Consider the following 17038-nt stretch of genomic DNA (forward strand, 5'->3'; position numbering starts at 1 on the left):
CAGTTTCCTGTGCAATCGTCATCCTGAGTTTATCTCAGGATCTTTTCAGACAGATACTTAAATAAGTTCAGAATGGCGGATTGAGTTGATTTGTAACTTCTATGTTAGCAGTTTTCAGTTGGCAGTTTTCATGTAATAGTCATCCTGAGTTTATCTTAGGATCTTGTTAGATAGATACTGAAACAAGTTTACTATGACGTATTGAGTTGCTAATGGTCAATGAACCAACAATAAACTAGTAAACCAATCTGTAAAGGCAGTCGCTAATGATATGGTTAAGCTTAAACATGGTAAATGTGCCTTGCAGTAAATCTTTTAACGCAATGATTTCGAGGGCGCTTAATAAATAGATATGTTCGCAGCCGTTAAAGGTAACCAATTCAAAATCTGCTTTTTGAGTATTTAAAAGGAGGGCTTCAACATCAATCTGTTCTACAACAGCTTTTAATTTTTGAAGTGTAAGGCAATTGTAGCGTGCAAACTTCCCCCCGAAATCTACATAAAAGCAATTTAACTTATCTGACTGATAAATTGAACCGTGGGTATTTGAGAATACGTTAACGAGCTGGTTAATATCTATACACGCTTTTTCCATCGGTTACAAAAATTGGCATTATTTAGATTAAATACAAATAAATTATGAAAAAAATTAGCGTTTAGCGGATGGGGCTTAGGTATGGTGGGAAGGAAGGAAGGAAGGAAGAAAGGAAGGAAGGAAAGAGGTTTTAATACTTGAGAAAAGTCGTCATGAAAAGCAGGTTTTTCAGCCTGCGAAACAACTTTATTACGATCCCTAGTCGCGTATGCTTAAAAATTGCTTCGTTGCCCGAAAACGGCGATTTCTGATGTAATCTACTTTTTGCTATTTAACGTTAAATACCATATGGTTATAGCTGCCGCCCATAAACTCCTTTTCATTTTGGATTTTAAAGCCCATTTGCTGGTAGAGCTTCAAGGCCCGCGCATTATTTGCTCAACTAATAAGCCAATCGTTTGATGCCCCGATTGTTTTCCCCAGGCCAGGCCTGCTTTAATTAATTGTTTGCCTATACCTTTGCCCTGGGCACTGACATTTACACTGATGCTGTCGAGATAAAATTCTCCGCTTTGAGTCTCTGCATCCAGGTGATTATCTGTTATATCAGGCTGACTCAGATAAATTAAAAATGGCTTTCTGAGTTCAAGTAGCTTTGCTCCATCATAAGCAGTTAATGAGCCGTGTACTTTATCGGCTTCTTCAAAAACCAAGGTGTTTTCGTAGCTGTACTGATTGCCTGATTGTTGAAAAAAATGTTCAAAGATGCGGTTAATGGTGCTCTGATCCTGAGTTTGGGTTAGCTTTGGCGCAAGCTCAGCCATGGCTTGAAGTAAAAGCGGTACAACCTGCGTTGCATCTTCTGGTTTGGCGCGCCTGATCATTAAATGTCGCTTAAGTTAAAGGTTTCTGCCACACGTATTCCTTTTTCGGTACGTTGTAAGGTGCAGCACTCGTTAATAGGGTCATGTTCAAGAAAAAGTATGTAATTATTGTCGACCGCTTCTTCCAAAAACGCCTGCTTTTCTGTTAATGTTTTTAAAGGAAACATGTCGTAGGCCATTACATAAGGCAGGGGCAGGTGACCTACTGATGGCAAAAGATCTGCCATATACACGATGGTTCGGCCTTTATAACTGATTTTAGGCAGCATCATGGCGTCGGTATGGCCGTAAGCAAAACTAATGTTGATGTCCTTTTGCCATTCTATATTTTCCCGTTCAACCACGAAGTTAAGCTGTCCACTTTCCTGTATGGGTAAGATGTTTTCTTTTAAAAATGAGGCTTTTTCCCTTGCGTTGGGTTCAACTGCCCATTTCCAGTGCTTTTCGTTGCTCCAATATCTGGCATTTTTAAAAGCTGGTATTAATTTTTCACCTGCTCTTATAATTGCCCCGCCAACATGGTCAAAGTGAAGGTGGGTAAGGAAAACATCGGTAATATCTGTTGTTCCGAAACCCAACTGTGCCAGTGATTTTTCCAGGGAATCGTTTCCATGCAGGTAATAATGGCTAAAAAATTTCTCATCCTGTTTATTTCCGATCCCGGTATCAACCAAAATCAGTTGATTGCCTTCTTCTATCAGTAAGCAGCGCATGGCCCATGTGCAAAGATTGTTTGCATCAGCAGGATTGGTTTTTTGCCAGATGGCTTTAGGTACGACACCGAACATGGCGCCACCATCTAACTTAAATAAACCAGTATTTATGGTGTGAAGTTTCATTTTTTTAGTATCAAGTATTTAGTACCGGTAGTACCGGGTATCAAGATGCTATTGGTAAATATCAAGATCGGATTGGCTAAAAATAAGAAAACCCTTTAGGATTAACTAAAGGGTTTTTATATATTTCGACTGAAGACTTCGGACTATAGACTCCGGACTACAGACTTTAGACTATAAGTGGATCACTTCTCCGTAGGCATCAGCAGCAGCTTCCATAATGGCTTCGCTCATGGTTGGGTGAGGGTGAACAGATTTGATCATTTCGTGTCCGGTAGTTTCCAGTTTACGTGCTACCACAATTTCGGCAATCATTTCGGTAACGTTGGCACCGATCATGTGCGCGCCTAGTAATTCGCCGTATTTTGCGTCGAAAATCAATTTGATAAAACCATCTTTGGCACCTGCAGCACTGGCCTTGCCTGATGCCGAAAACGGGAATTTACCGATTTTCAATTCATAACCTGCTGCCTTAGCTGCTTTTTCGGTATATCCTACTGAAGCAATTTCAGGGGTGCAATAAGTACATCCAGGGATATTGTTGTAATCTAACGGTTCCACATGCTGACCAGCAATTTTCTCTACGCAGATAATGCCTTCTGCAGAAGCCACGTGTGCTAAAGCTTGTCCACCTACTACGTCGCCAATCGCATAATAACCTTTTACCGAAGTGTTGTAAAACTCATCGGTAACGATTTTGCCTTTTTCGGTTTTGATACCTACTTCTTCCAGGCCGATGTTTTCGATATTGGCTACAATACCAGCTGCTGAAAGCACGATATCAGCTTCGATGGTTTGCATGCCTGAAGCTGTTTTAACCGAAACTTTACAACCTGCTCCGCTGGTATCAACAGATTCCACACTTGCAGAGGTCATTACATCAATACCGGTTTTCTTTAAGCTACGTAGCAATTGTTTTGAAACATCTTCGTCTTCCACAGGAACCACGTTTTCCATAAACTCCACAATGGTTACTTTAGTGCCCATGGTAGCATAGAAATAAGCAAACTCTACACCGATGGCGCCAGAACCTACCACTACCATGCTTTTTGGTAATTCAGGGAGTACCATGGCCTGGCGGTAACCGATAATTTTTTTGCCATCCTGTTTCAGGTTAGGCAATTCTCTTGAACGGGCACCTGTAGCGATAATGATATTTTTTGCACTCAGTTCTTTTTGAGAACCATCAGCACCTCTAACTTCTAATTTGTTTCCTGGTTTTACTTTACCAGTTCCCATAATCACGTCAATTTTATTTTTTTTCATTAAAAATTGAACGCCTTTACTCATGCCATCGGCCACACCACGGCTGCGTTTTACCACAGCGGCAAAATCTGCAGTAGCACCTGCAGTAGTAATTCCGTAATCAGCAGCATGATTAATATATTCGAAAACCTGAGCACTTTTCAAAAGCGCTTTAGTAGGGATACAGCCCCAGTTTAAACAAATACCACCTAATGATTCACGCTCAACAATGGCCACTTTTAGTCCCAATTGAGAAGCTCTGATTGCAGCTACATAACCACCAGGGCCGCTGCCTAAAACAATAACGTCGTAATTCATCTGTTTTTTCTATTTTGTTATTTATCCTTCAGACGGGAGTTTGCCGGGATATAATGGATATTAATTTGGCCTGTGCTTCCGATCCGTTTAAAGATATTTGTTTCTTAATGTTCAGTTTTTATAATGTGTATAGTTAAGAGGTCTGTTTCAACTTGATAATCGGGCTTTAAACTTTAACATTACCAAAAATTGAATCAGGCTACTCCGTTAACCATCGTCCAAAACTAAAAAAAAAATGTCAATTGACTAAGCCAATATTCAGATAGCAGTTAAAATTTACAATGGTTGAATATTGTTAACCTGATTCTCTTTAAAAACGAAAGATATAATCACCCTGATTTACAAAATTATATTTGGGTAGCTGAATAAAAAGTTGAATAACAGCTATGTTATTGCTTAAAAAATAATTGTTGATATGTATTATTAGAAAAATACCAATGTTAATTTAATTTTTATGTCGAAATATTAAGCAACTATTGGTTTTGTTGTTAAAAATTTAGTTTTCCAATCAATGTATTGATAAACTGAAAGTTGTAATGGCTATCATATATGTTAAATGTTGAAAAATTATGACCGACTTAATAATTATTTAACATTGAATGTTAAAATCTGTTAAATTTTATTAGGACATTTGCAGCTACAAAATCCCTTTTGATTATCATTAACAACAAAAAAATTAAAAATCAAAGTATGAAGAAATCTTTACTTTTAAGATTAGTACTGGTTATTGTTGCATTTGTAGGTATTGCTTTTGGTGCAAACGCACAGGTGACTACATCATCAATGACCGGTTCTGTAAGAGATGCCAAGGGCATTCTACCAGGTGCAACGGTTAAGGCAATACACACACCTTCCGGAACAACCTATACTGTTTCGACGAGCAATGATGGTCGCTTTGCAATAAACAATATGCGCGTAGGTGGCCCTTATTCTGTAGAAATTACTTACATAGGGTTCAAACCTGGTAAAGTTTCAGATATTTTCCTGAAATTGGGCGAGAATTTTACGCTGGACTATAAACTGGATGACTCAGGTAACACCTTAGCTGAGGTTAGTGTTCAAGGTACAAAAAAAGTAAATGCTCAGAAAACAGGTGCCAGTACGAATATCTCTAGTCGTGAGTTAGCATCATTACCGACAATTTCAAGAAGTATTTCTGATTTTACAAGATTAACTCCTCAAGCTGGTTCTGGTTTAGCCAGTAATAGTTTCGGTGGACGCGATGCCCGTTATAATAATATCCAGGTTGATGGTGCAAACCTAAACAACAACTTTGGCTTAAACACTGATCCACTTCCAGGTGGGGGATCTCAGCCAATTTCGTTGGATTCATATGATCAGATTTCGGTGAATATCGCTCCATATGATGTTCGTCAAGCTGGTTTTACCGGAGCTAACATTAGTGCGGTAACAAAAAGCGGTACAAACTCCTTTCATGGCAGTGCTTACGGTCTATACAGAGATCAAAGTTTTTTAGGTAAAAATGTTAAAGGTACTGATATCAGTTCTCAAATAGTGGCTTCTAAATCAAAAACTTATGGTTTTACTTTAGGTGGTCCGATTGTAAAGAACAAATTGTTTTTCTTTGTAAACGCTGAAAAAGAAGAAAATTTAGCACCGGGTATTGCATTTTATCCAACCAACGGTTCTGGCTCAGGTACGGTTTCTTCTACAACTGTTGCTGATTTGAAAACTGTTTCTGACTATCTAAAATCTAAATTTGGTTATGAAACTGGCAGCTATCAAGATTTTCCTGCTTTTGCAAGAGATAACCATAAAATCTTAGCTAAAGTTGACTGGAACATTAACAACAGTAATAAACTGACATTAAAATTTAGTGATTTTAGAGGTACTGATGATCAGCAACTTAATTCTACCAGTATCCCAAATGGTGGTGGTTTCAAAGTTACAGGTCAGTCTAGTACCATTTCAAGAGCTCCTAATAACAGATTTGGTCCAAAATCTTTTTCATATGCGAACTCTAACTATGGCTTCTTAAATACTACCAGAAGCGGAACTTTAGAATTAAATAGTAGATTGAATAATAAATGGTCTAATCAGTTATTATTAGCATTTACCAAAAACAAAGCTACTCGTGGATATCCTGGTGAAATTTTTCCAACTATTGATATCTATGATGGAGCCACAGGTAGTAATATCATAACTGCCGGTATGGATCCTTATACACTAAATAACGATGTTGTTAATGATGTATATAACTTTACTGATAACATTACTTATAATGCAGGTAGACATAATTTTACCGCAGGTTTAACTTATGAATATCAAAAAGTTGGTAACATGTTTATGGCACCTGCTAATAGTTACTATGTATTTAATTCTATCAATGATTTAATCACAGATAAGGCGCCTGTTTATTTTGCATATACTTATTCACTTATACCTAACACGCCAGCGGTTTATTCTGCCCAACTTAAAATTGGACAAGCTGGAGCATATATCCAAGATGAATATAATGCAAGCGATAATGTGAAATTTACTTTTGGCTTGCGTGCGGATATGCCAATTTATCACGAAGATCCGTTGAACAATCCCGCAACATCTAAGCTGAATTTTTATGCTGATGATAATACAACATTAAGAAGTTATAGTACAGATAAGTGGGCAAAAAGTAGCGTTATGTTATCTCCAAGAGTAGGCTTCAGGGCAACTTCTAACGATAAATCTTTGGTATTTAGAGGTGGAATGGGTGTTTTTACCGGGAAAATTCCGTTTGTATTCTTAACTAATATTCCTACCAACACAGGTATGTATCAGTTTGGTGGAGCGATCAATAACAATACAGCTGCAGGTGTCGCACAGTTAGCCAATATCAAATTAAACGCTAACCCTAATGCTTATGCTAATCTATTTCCAACTTCTGCCGGAACATCATCTCCAGCTAACGTTGTTTTCATGGATGAGAACTTTAAGTTTCCGAAGGTTTTTAGAGTTAATTTAGGTATTGATAAAAATATTGGTGATGGTTACATGTTAACTTTCGATGGATTATATACTAAGGATATCAATGCGGTTAAGATGCGTAATGCAAACTTGGCAAATCCAAATGGCGTTGTTTTAGAGGGTGATTTAACTCGTCCTCGTATTATTGGTTCCAATCGATTAAATAGTGCGATAACTTCAGCAATCGTTCTTGAAAATTCAGCCAGAGGTTACGCTACTTCATTAACAGCCCAAATTAGTAAATCTTATTCAAATGGATTTTCTGGTTCTGCAGCTTACACTTACTCTATGGCTAAAGAAATTACTGCCAATCCTGGTAGTCAGGCTTCTTCTGTTTGGAATACGAATCCTAACGTAGCAACATCTAACTTTCAAGAATTAGGAAATTCTGCATACGCTATTCCTCACCGTGTTGTAGCTAACTTATCTTATCGTAAAGAATATCTTAAACATTTAGCAACAACGTTGTCTATTTTCTATGAAGGATCTAACCAAGGTGTTTACAGCTTTGTTGTAAATGGGGACATTAATGGCGATTCAAACAGTTCATCTGATTTAATGTATATACCAAGACCTGGTGAAACCATCTTCCAACAATATACCATTGGAAGTGGAACATCGGCAAAAACTTTTACTGTTGCGCAACAGGAAGCGGCTTTGAATCAGTTTATAGAAAGCTCTCCTTATTTACGCAAAAACAGAGGTAAATTTGCTGAAAGAAATGCTGCATTATTGCCATGGTTTCATAGAGTTGATGTTAGGTTCTTACAAGATATTTTCATCAACACAGGTAAATCTGGTAAACAGACACTTCAGTTTAGTGCTGATATTATCAACGCTGCCAATTTAGTTAATAAAAACTGGGGCACTTATCAGCGCTCTGTAATAAACAATCCATTAGTGTCTCAAGGCGTTAATGCAACTACCAATAGGCCAACCTATAGAATGGCTAATGTTAGTAATGAACTGGTAACTAATGCGTTTCAAGATTTAGTAACTCCAACTAGTACTTACAGTATCCAATTAGGATTACGATATACTTTTTAGTCAAAAAGTCAGTTAAGAGAAAGCCCCGATCAAGTGATCGGGGCTTTTTTGTGTACAATTCGTCCGGATCAAACGGCTATAAATCTGAAATATACTTTGTTAAGTTAGTGCGTATACTTATCATCTACAATTCAATAGCGCAGAGGACCTAAACTGGAAGCTCACAAGAACTTAAAGTATATTATAATATGTGATCTGAAAGAATATCATAAAGTGTTACCTACTGAATGATAGTTTTAAGTAGCATTGGGTGTAATAATAATTATCTCATTTAATATAACAATTTCTTAATAGTAAATCTGTATTTTTAGAATGGAAAACAAAAAACATGATGAATGCACACTCTCTTTGAAATATTCTTTTCGCCGATTAGATTATCGTCTGCTTTAAGCAGTTTCTCTCACCAGATCTAATTAAACTCTATAAAACTAAACTTTCGTGCTTTTCCATAAGAACTTTATTGTTTTACCATTTAACATCAATTAATATGAATTAATTTTTTAAACAGTTAAACATGAAAAAAATCTATCACGCCCTTGCAGCGCTCGTTATTTTGATCAGCGCTTGTAAAAAAGAAACTTCCGTGCAGCAGGAAAAATCTCAAAACACTCGAGGAAAAGTTATTACCTATCATTTGAAGAATGGTGGACAGGTCACCGTTCAAATTAACAGTAGAGGAGAATATGTTGTTGGAGGAGATGTAATTTTATCCAAAGACCAAATTGCTTATTTAGAATTTAATAAGGTTGGTAATAATAAGGTTGCAACAACAGAAAGCACATTTACAGCTGATTTTCAAAAACTGTGGCCAGGTGGTATTGTTTACTATGTCATCAATGATGCCACACATAGTTCAGATATTTTAAATGCGATGAGCGATTGGGAGGCTAGCACGCCAATACATTTTGTACAGCGCACAAACCAAGCTAATTATGTGAATTTTCAAGGAGCTCCATCCAATGGAGGAGGAGATTCACAATTAGGTATGGTGGGTGGACAGCAACTCATTAGATTATCCACTGGTGCAGATAAATCTACGGTTATTCATGAAATTGGTCATGCCGTGGGGTTAATGCATGAACAAACCAGAACTGACCGCGATCAATATATTAACATTGATTTCAATAACATTAATAATGATTGGATAGATCAATACAAAACCTATGATGTACTTGGAAAGTCTGGATCTCAGATAGGAACATTTGATTATAATTCCGTAATGTTATATCCTTCAAGTGTGTCTGAAGCTAGAGTCGGCTCAAATACAGCGCCACAAATGACCAGAAAAGATGGCTCCACGTGGGGTTACAATAGTTTTCTTTCACAAGGAGATATAGAAGGGGTTAATGCTTTATATAAGCTTATATATTGTAAGGTAAGCACCTCCCGAGGTGAGATTTATCAAATGGACGACTGGAATGAATCTTATGATGATAATGTAAATATTGAATTTTTTAGTGACCCATCATTAAGCACCCCCTTACCTTTACCGAGAAATGTTATTATCCGAGTTTCTTATGTTAAAGTAAGTTATCCGATCTCCGAACAAGCAGTTACCAATTATATGTATTATGATGTTGAAATTCCTCAAGGATATAATAGCTATAGTGCTGGTATGGAAAACCGTATACACTATAATGGAAATATGGGAATACAGGCCGGAAGTTACACCATGGGTTTAACCTCTATTGGCATTATGAATGCCTTTAGCTCCGTATCTTACCATTAAATATTTGTAACTGATACTGAGATTAACGACATCCAAATTGTCCCAGCTGAAAGGTTGGGACATTTTTTATAAACCTAAAACCATTTCCTCCTGAATGCGATTTTATAGTTAGCCTATTTATTCAAAACTAATTTATAAATGATGAGTGGTTCAAGACAAACCCATAACCATGCCACCATTAAAAGCATGGGCAGAGAAACATGACGATGTACCTGCTGTAATTGCAGATACAGCCAAAAAAGTGAAGGAGATGTTTTAAGGATACATTTTCCTAAACATATCGATAGCAAATCCGATTTAAAAGAAACAGATTGGGATACTTTCTTCAAAACTTTTGATGAACATAAGCTCGATTTTCTTTATCAGGAAAAAAAAGCTAACGGTGAAGAAAGTACCTTTCATAAATTTGTAGCAAAGATTAAAAAACAAAAAGCCTGATCAAAATCAGGCTTTTTGTTTTTAATAATAAAACGTTCCAATTAGGGCGGATATTTTTTATTTCGCTGGTTCAGTTTTACCATTATGGCAGGTGATACAGGCGATTTTTACAATAGTGTTGCCTTCTTTCATGGCCTCATGAAAATATTTTTTATTGATTTTAGCGGTCATACGCATCATCTCCCGGGCAGTTTCCTTTTCAGGTTTTTCATCACTGGCAAAATCAAGCTTTCTGGGATTGTCTTTCATCGGCGCGTGGCAATGGCTGCATCGCACGCCTAAGGCAAGCTTAAAATCGTCCATTACTTTATCCAGTTCTTCCTTGCTGATATTTTTGGGCAATACCTTTAAATTCTTTGCTTTTGGTTCCGGTTCGGGTTTAGGCATAAAAGCGCTCAGGCTTAATATAAGGCAAGCCATTAGGCCCATTACGATGGTCTTTTTATAATTCATGTTCTGTTGATTGGTAGAACTAATATAAATCTTTTTATGATACAGATATGACTTTTGCAGATTGTAATGGATTTATTGCATTATTGATGTTTCAGTGATCGTCATCCGATTATTATCGGAGCCGCTCAGGTGGGAAGCACGGTTGCTCAGCAAAGCTAACCATAATGATTTGATTGAATCAAAAGGGCAATGATTTCCAATTGACTTTCCAACGCTTCAATATATCCCGATCATATAACGATTGAATCAAGTTGGGTACAACGGATAAATCGATGGAAATCAAGTCTTCAGCCCAGGGATGAGAACCAAAAAAAAGCCCCAAATGATGTGTTCAGGGCTATGATTAATGGAATAATTTAAAGTTTAATTGTAAACAAATGTTCCTTTTTCGCTCTCAATGGTTACCTGCTTTTGGTTACCTTTTTCTACACGGCCAATAATTCTGGCATCGATATTAAAACTTTTTGAAATTTCGATCAGGCTATCTGCAATTTCCTGTGGAACATAAAGTTCCATTCTGTGTCCCATATTAAACACTTTGTACATTTCTTTCCAATCAGTACCTGATTGTTCCTGGATCAGCTTAAACAGCGGAGGAACAGGGAATAAATTGTCTTTTATGACATGGATATCATCATTGATAAAGTGAAGCACTTTGGTTTGGGCACCACCACTGCAATGTACAATACCGTTAATCTGATTGCGGTGTTTTTCTAAAATCTGCTTAATCACCGGAGCATAGGTACGGGTAGGCGAAAGTACCAGTTTGCCAACGGTTATTTTACCATGACCTTCAATTTCAATTTCATCGGTCAGTTTTTTACCTCCTGAGAAAACCAGGTTAAATGGCACTGCCGGATCGAAACTTTCAGGGTAGATATTGGCGATTGATTTTTCGAAAACATCATGACGGGCAGAAGTTAAGCCATTTGAACCCATACCGCCATTATACTCGGTTTCGTAAGTCGCTTGGCCCGAAGAGGCTAAGGCTACAATGACATCACCAGGTTTAATGTTGTCGTTGCTGATAATTTCTTCACGTTTTAAACGACAGGTTACGGTAGAATCGACAATAATGGTACGAACCAAATCGCCCACATCGGCTGTTTCACCACCTGTTGAGTAAATGGTAATGCCCTGTTCACGTAAATCGGACAGAATCTCTTCCGTACCGTTAATTACGGCGGCAATTACCTCACCGGGAATGAGGTTTTTATTACGCCCGATGGTTGATGACAAGAGGATGTTATCAGTAGCACCTACGCAGATCAGGTCATCAATGTTCATGATGATGGCATCCTGTGCAATTCCTTTCCAAACCGAAATATCGCCGGTTTCTTTCCAGTACACATAAGCTAACGATGACTTGGTACCTGCGCCATCAGCATGCATGATGTTGCAGTATGCCTCATCACCACCTAAAATATCGGGAATGATTTTGCAGAATGCTTTTGGGAAAATTCCTTTATCGATGTTTTTGATGGCATTGTGCACATCTTCTTTTGAGGCAGAAACGCCGCGTTGATTGTACCTGTTATCACTCATGTTGCCGCAAAGATAGTTGTTTAAGGTGGAAGGTAAAAGGGGAGAAGATAGAAAGTCTGAAGTCTGGAGTCAGAAGTCCGGAGTTGATAGATCGAATATCGGTATGGAGTAGAGGTTTAATTTCTATAGGGTTGGTTTAAATATATAATTTGAAGATGTTTTGGAAGTGAGCGGTCGTTTTTCATGGCGGCCTGCAGCCCCGCTTTTCCTCCTGCCGTTTTAAAATTTTGGAGGGTATAAAAATGTTTTGATAAAAACGGCATCCGTACAATCGGGCTTAGGGTACCGAGTTTGGTTCGTTGTGGCGGTTTTTTTCCTTGCACTGACCTATGTTAAATAAACCTGATTGAATGGATGCTGTTAAGGGTGAATTTAAGAAGTTGAAAGATTCTACAGCAGGAAGGAAAGCAGGACTATCTGAACCGATGAGCAGTGGTATTGCTTTCCAAAAAAACCAATCTCACAACAAAAATGTTAAAGATGATTAGAAGATTTTGAAAGTGAACGGTCGTCTTTCATGGCGGCCAGCAGCCCCGCTTTCCCTGCTGCCGTTTCAATTTATTTGATAGAAAATAATCATTGATAAAACGGCATTCGTACCATCGGGCTTATGATACTAAGTTTGGTTCGTTGTGGCAGGATTTTTCTTTGCACCGACTTATGTTAAATAAACCTGATCCGATGGCCATCGGATGAATGGATGCTGTTAAGGATGAATTTGAGAAGTTGAAAGATTCTACAGCAGGAAGGAAAGCAGGACTATCTGAACCAATGCGCAGGGGTGTTGCTTTCCAAAAAAAAACCTTTGCCTTTTATAATTATACGTTTTAGATTCTGAAACAAGTTCAGGATGACGAGACGAGGGAGGATGCTAATTTTTATCATTTCCTAAATCTTTAACGACCTTAAGGATTTAATAACATATAAGTTAATGGATATATGTATAGCGATCGTTGTAAGATTGCTTCATCGTTCCTCTTCGCAATGACGAATTTATGAAACGAAAAAGGGCGTAAAGTTAAACCTTACGCCCTCTGATTTAAACCTTAAGGCTTAAAATCTATTTCATGAATAATAATTCTCTGAATTTTGGTAAAGGCCAAACGCTATCATCAACAATTTGCTCTAGCTTATCAGCGTGGTAGCGGATGGTATCGAAGTAAGATTTAACTTTCTCATCGTAAGCAATCGCTTTTTCGCGGGTATCTTCAAGTTTGTTGGTTACTTTACGTTCTTCTAACATCGCATCGATATTGGTTTTAACGATATCCAGGTGCTCAGATAGTTTTTTAACAATTTCTAAAGAAGACTTACTGTCTATACCCAATTCTTTTAATCCTTTAACGTTTTCAATTAATGAATTTTGGTAAGCAATTACAGCAGGGATGATAGACGTATTGGCTACTTCGCCCATTACGCGTGCTTCGATCTGTAATTTTTTGTAGAAGTTTTCCAACATGATTTCATGACGGGCATGAATCTCACGCGAGCTGTAAATACCTGTTGTTGCAAATAACTCAGCCGATTTTTCAGTTAAATAAGCATCTAACGCTTTTGGTGTGGTTTTGATGTTTGATAAACCGCGTGCAGCAGCTTCATCTTCCCACTCCTGGCTATAACCATTACCTTCGAAACGGATTGATTTAGATTCTTTGATGTATTTTTTGATCACCGTTAACAAGGCGATGTCTTTTTTATCACCTTTTTTGATCAATTTATCTACTTCAGCTTTGAATTTAATCAACTGCTCAGCCATAATCGCATTTAAGATCGTCATCGGAGCAGAAGAGTTTGCAGAAGAACCTACCGCTCTTAACTCGAATTTGTTACCTGTAAAGGCGAAAGGAGATGTGCGGTTACGATCGGTATTGTCCAATAAAATCTGAGGGATTTTAGGGATACCTAACCAAAGTGCATTATCTTCTTTAATTTTTTTGCTGATACGTGAGTGCTCGATCTCATCTAATACATCGTTCAATTGTGAACCTAAGAAGATAGAGATAATTGCCGGTGGCGCTTCGTTTGCACCTAAACGGTGGTCGTTGCTTACCGATGCAATACTTGCACGTAATAAATCTGCATGCTCACTCACTGCTTTAATGGTATTCACAAAGAAAGCAAGGAACATTAAGTTGTTTTTTGGCGTTTTACCTGGTGCCAATAAGTTTTTACCAGTATCGGTAATTAACGACCAGTTGTTGTGTTTACCTGATCCGTTGATACCTGCATATGGTTTTTCGTGTAATAAAACACGGAAGTGGTGACGACGGGCAACTTTTTCCATCAAATCCATCAACAATTGGTTGTGGTCGATCGCTAAGTTGATTTCTTCATAAATCGGTGCGCACTCGAATTGAGAAGGAGCAACCTCATTGTGACGGGTTTTTAAAGGAATACCTAATTTCAGGGCTTCGTTTTCGAAATCTACCATGAAAGTGAATACACGCTCAGGGATTGAACCGAAGTAATGATCTTCTAATTGCTGACCTTTGGCAGACATGTGTCCGAATAATGCACGGCCGGTTAACAATAAATCAGGGCGGGCGTTAAACAACGACTCATCAACAAGGAAATATTCCTGCTCAATACCTAAAGAAGCATTTACTTTGGTGATGCTTTTATCGAAGTATTGGCAAACATCAACAGCAGCTTTATCTAAAGCAGCTAAGGCTTTTAATAAAGGTGCTTTATAATCTAAGGCTTCGCCTGTATAAGATACGAAAACGGTAGGAATACAAAGGGTTTTACCTGCTTTGCTTTCCATAATGAAGGCTGGAGACGAAGGATCCCAGGCGGTATAACCACGGGCTTCGAAAGTGTTACGGATACCGCCGTTAGGGAAACTAGATGCATCCGGTTCTTGCTGAACTAAAGCGCTGCCTGAAAATTTTTCAATTGCACCTTCACCGCTAGGCTCAAAAAACGAATCATGTTTCTCGGCTGTAGTACCGGTTAAAGGCTGGAACCAGTGTGTATAGTGGGTTGCTCCGGCAGCCATTGCCCATGATTTCATGGCAGTAGCAATCTGGTTTGCGTCGTCTGCATTAATTAACTCACCTTGGTTGATAGATGAAATTAATTTCTCATACACGTCTTTAGATAAGAAATCTCTCATTTTTTTCTTATCAAATACATTAGCGCCAAAAAAGTCAGAAATTTTAGCAGAAGGAGATTTAACTTCAGGCGAAATTCTGTTTTGAGCCTCTTTTAATGCGATGGTTCTTAAGCTTTTCATTAATTCGTTATGTTTTTTGTCAAAAATAGCATATTTTATCAATTCAAGTAAAATAATCACAAAAATTATATCAGATTTATTGAAAATGAAATAAAAAAATGTTTTTCAGGTGAGAAATTTCATTTTTTGTAACGAAAATAGATTTTTCGGATGTTTTATGGAATAGAAGATTTTGTTGCATCATGCTATAAAAATAAAGCTATGTTCAACTCTTCAATTAACGTATACAAGACCGAGTGGCTTGATCTTGTATTTGCAGACCGCAACAAAAACTATGGTGCTTACGATTTAAGATCCAAATCATCGTCGATTATGACGAGGGTACTTTTCGTATCAGGCAGTTTATTTGTACTGGCCTGTTTTTCGCCTTTGATTTATAACAGGTTTTTCCCTAAAGAAGATGTAGTGGTAGAAAAGGCAAAGGTTATTGATTTAACTCAGGTGATTCACCAAATGAAACCGAAAACGCCTGAACCGGAGAAAAAGGTTGAACCTGCAAAAGCCGATCTGGTTAAAGTCAAAACCATTGCACTTCCATCACAGGTAGTTGTGGTGAATAAAGTGGATCTTCCTGATCCGCCCACCATTAAAGAGATTGAGCAGGCCGTGATCAGCGATAAAACGCAAGATGGTATTGTTGCACCTAATTTGGTCATCAGCGATAATAAAGGCAGTGGCGATGGTACAGGTACAGCCAAGGATGGAGAAGGTACCGGCGATCCAAATGCGATTATAGATGCTATAGGAGTTGATGAATATCCGGAGTTTAACGGCGGTGCCAAAGCCTGGTCTAAATATATGGAGCGTAACTTAAGATATCCGTATCAGGCACAGGAAGATGGTATTCAAGGTAAGGTATTTGTAAGCTTTGTGGTAGAGAGAGATGGTTCCGTTACAGATGTTAAAGTATTAAGGGGACTCGGTTACGGTTGTGATGAAGAAGCTATTAAAGTGATCAAAAAATCTCCACTCTGGAAACCTGGCAAAAACAAGGGTGTTCCGGTACGGGTGCGGTATAATATGGCCATTAATTTTCAGATTTCTAATTAAAATTGCTAGCTAAACCATGAAAAAGTACACTTTAATTTGGTTGATTCTGTGTTTGTTGTCTGTACACTTAAATGCCAAACCTTTATTGCCCGCCGATCATATTAAAGCGGAGAGCATTAAACAAGCCAATGCTGATATTAAAAAGGGGAAACCTAAATTCCTGATTCAGGGTGGAATTGTATCCACACGTATTAAAGGCCAGGAGTTGTTTGAGCAAAAATATGGTGTAGTCTATCAGGATTTGGGTTGTGTAGGACCTTCTGCCATCAGGATTGAAGATTATAATAAAGTAGTCGCTTCTTTTATGGATAAAAAATATGGGAAAGCCTGGAGAAAAGAAGTGAGGAAGGATGTGCAGGGGATATGATGGGGATGGAGGATGGTAGATGTAAGAAGATGGATGATGTGGGATGGAAAATGGATGAAGGTTATCTTTCGACCTTACCTGTGCCATCTTACATTATTCCTTAACAACGTTATTGTTTTGAGGTAGATGTAGGTTTAGTTGAACGGTTCGGGCATTGCTCAGACCGTTTTTTTTGTTAGATGTGTTACCCTGAGGGATAATTTATTGTATAAAAAATCAATATGATTGACAGTAGCATCTAATTGAAATAAACCTCCGAGGATCGTCATTGCGAGAAGGCTTTTTCAGCCGACGAAGCAATCTTTATAGCAAGGATCATTGGGATGAAAGATTGCTTCGTCGTTCCTCCTCGCAATGACGACTTTTTTTAGAAAGTCTGTCAATGGTAACTT

12 protein-coding genes are annotated in these 17038 nt (G+C 37.9%); 5 read left to right on the top strand and 7 right to left on the bottom strand.

The genetic code is table 11. The annotated features are described in order from the left end of the window. Nucleotides 1–235: 235 nt before the first annotated feature. From BM107_RS16545 to lpdA, 4 genes are all read right to left on the bottom strand, one after another. Nucleotides 236–595: a hypothetical protein gene (locus BM107_RS16545; protein WP_090985352.1), complete on the bottom strand. Its 360-nt coding sequence runs from the start codon at nt 593–595 to the stop codon at nt 236–238. A gap of 356 nt (nt 596–951) precedes the next feature. Then, nucleotides 952–1419 (bottom strand): GNAT family N-acetyltransferase, encoded by a 468-nt coding sequence (locus tag BM107_RS16550; RefSeq protein ID WP_090985354.1) that lies wholly within the window; start codon nt 1417–1419, stop codon nt 952–954. Next, nucleotides 1419–2258, bottom strand: coding sequence for an MBL fold metallo-hydrolase (locus tag BM107_RS16555; protein WP_090985356.1), 840 nt, complete (start codon nt 2256–2258; stop codon nt 1419–1421). The genes BM107_RS16550 and BM107_RS16555 overlap by 1 nt, the downstream gene beginning before the upstream one ends. Nucleotides 2259–2429: 171 nt before the next feature. Next, nucleotides 2430–3818, bottom strand: a complete 1389-nt coding sequence (lpdA, locus tag BM107_RS16560) for a dihydrolipoyl dehydrogenase (protein WP_090985358.1) — start codon at nt 3816–3818, stop codon at nt 2430–2432. Nucleotides 3819–4508: 690 nt separating this feature from the next. On the opposite strand from lpdA, the gene BM107_RS16565 reads away from it, so the two are divergent. Further along, a complete protein-coding gene (locus tag BM107_RS16565; protein WP_134203796.1) occupies nt 4509–7829 on the top strand; it encodes a TonB-dependent receptor in 3321 nt (1106 codons plus the stop codon). Nucleotides 7830–8343: 514 nt separating this feature from the next. Next, nucleotides 8344–9558, top strand: coding sequence for a M12 family metallopeptidase (locus tag BM107_RS16570; RefSeq protein ID WP_090985362.1), 1215 nt, complete (start codon nt 8344–8346; stop codon nt 9556–9558). A gap of 495 nt (nt 9559–10053) precedes the next feature. Here BM107_RS16570 and BM107_RS16575 read toward each other — a convergent pair whose 3' ends face one another. Then, complete coding sequence (locus BM107_RS16575; RefSeq protein ID WP_090985364.1) at nt 10054–10449, bottom strand: c-type cytochrome; 396 nt, start codon at nt 10447–10449, stop codon at nt 10054–10056. Between the two features lie 363 nt (nt 10450–10812). Next, on the bottom strand, nt 10813–11994 hold the full coding sequence (locus BM107_RS16580; RefSeq protein ID WP_090985366.1) for an AIR synthase-related protein: 1182 nt from the start codon (nt 11992–11994) through the stop codon (nt 10813–10815). A 350-nt stretch (nt 11995–12344) separates the two neighbouring features. On the opposite strand from BM107_RS16580, the gene BM107_RS24725 reads away from it, so the two are divergent. Beyond that, entirely contained in the window at nt 12345–12482 is a 138-nt protein-coding gene (locus BM107_RS24725) for a hypothetical protein (RefSeq protein WP_159435258.1), read from the top strand. A 572-nt stretch (nt 12483–13054) separates the two neighbouring features. On the opposite strand, the gene BM107_RS16590 is transcribed toward BM107_RS24725, so the two are convergent. Next, entirely contained in the window at nt 13055–15229 is a 2175-nt protein-coding gene (locus tag BM107_RS16590; RefSeq protein ID WP_090985644.1) for a glutamine synthetase III family protein, read from the bottom strand. A 201-nt stretch (nt 15230–15430) separates the two neighbouring features. On the opposite strand from BM107_RS16590, the gene BM107_RS16595 reads away from it, so the two are divergent. Continuing rightward, complete coding sequence (locus BM107_RS16595) at nt 15431–16279, top strand: energy transducer TonB (protein ID WP_159435259.1); 849 nt, start codon at nt 15431–15433, stop codon at nt 16277–16279. A gap of 16 nt (nt 16280–16295) precedes the next feature. After that, entirely contained in the window at nt 16296–16646 is a 351-nt protein-coding gene (locus BM107_RS16600; protein WP_090985374.1) for an FEKKY domain-containing protein, read from the top strand. Nucleotides 16647–17038: the final 392 nt, after the last annotated feature.

The sequence above is a fragment of the Pedobacter suwonensis genome (assembly GCF_900111825.1).
Lineage (GTDB): Bacteria > Bacteroidota > Bacteroidia > Sphingobacteriales > Sphingobacteriaceae > Pedobacter > Pedobacter suwonensis.

Coding starts and splice junctions, on each gene's coding strand:
- BM107_RS16575 (WP_090985364.1), bottom strand. CDS start 10,449: ATGAATTATAAAAAGACCATCGTAATGGGCCTAATGGCTTGCCTTATA.
- lpdA (WP_090985358.1), bottom strand. CDS start 3,818: ATGAATTACGACGTTATTGTTTTAGGCAGCGGCCCTGGTGGTTATGTA.
- BM107_RS16555 (WP_090985356.1), bottom strand. CDS start 2,258: ATGAAACTTCACACCATAAATACTGGTTTATTTAAGTTAGATGGTGGC.
- BM107_RS16595 (WP_159435259.1), top strand. CDS start 15,431: ATGTTCAACTCTTCAATTAACGTATACAAGACCGAGTGGCTTGATCTT.
- BM107_RS16570 (WP_090985362.1), top strand. CDS start 8,344: ATGAAAAAAATCTATCACGCCCTTGCAGCGCTCGTTATTTTGATCAGC.
- BM107_RS24725 (WP_159435258.1), top strand. CDS start 12,345: ATGGATGCTGTTAAGGGTGAATTTAAGAAGTTGAAAGATTCTACAGCA.
- BM107_RS16565 (WP_134203796.1), top strand. CDS start 4,509: ATGAAGAAATCTTTACTTTTAAGATTAGTACTGGTTATTGTTGCATTT.
- BM107_RS16590 (WP_090985644.1), bottom strand. CDS start 15,229: ATGAAAAGCTTAAGAACCATCGCATTAAAAGAGGCTCAAAACAGAATT.
- BM107_RS16600 (WP_090985374.1), top strand. CDS start 16,296: ATGAAAAAGTACACTTTAATTTGGTTGATTCTGTGTTTGTTGTCTGTA.
- BM107_RS16580 (WP_090985366.1), bottom strand. CDS start 11,994: ATGAGTGATAACAGGTACAATCAACGCGGCGTTTCTGCCTCAAAAGAA.
- BM107_RS16550 (WP_090985354.1), bottom strand. CDS start 1,419: ATGATCAGGCGCGCCAAACCAGAAGATGCAACGCAGGTTGTACCGCTT.
- BM107_RS16545 (WP_090985352.1), bottom strand. CDS start 595: ATGGAAAAAGCGTGTATAGATATTAACCAGCTCGTTAACGTATTCTCA.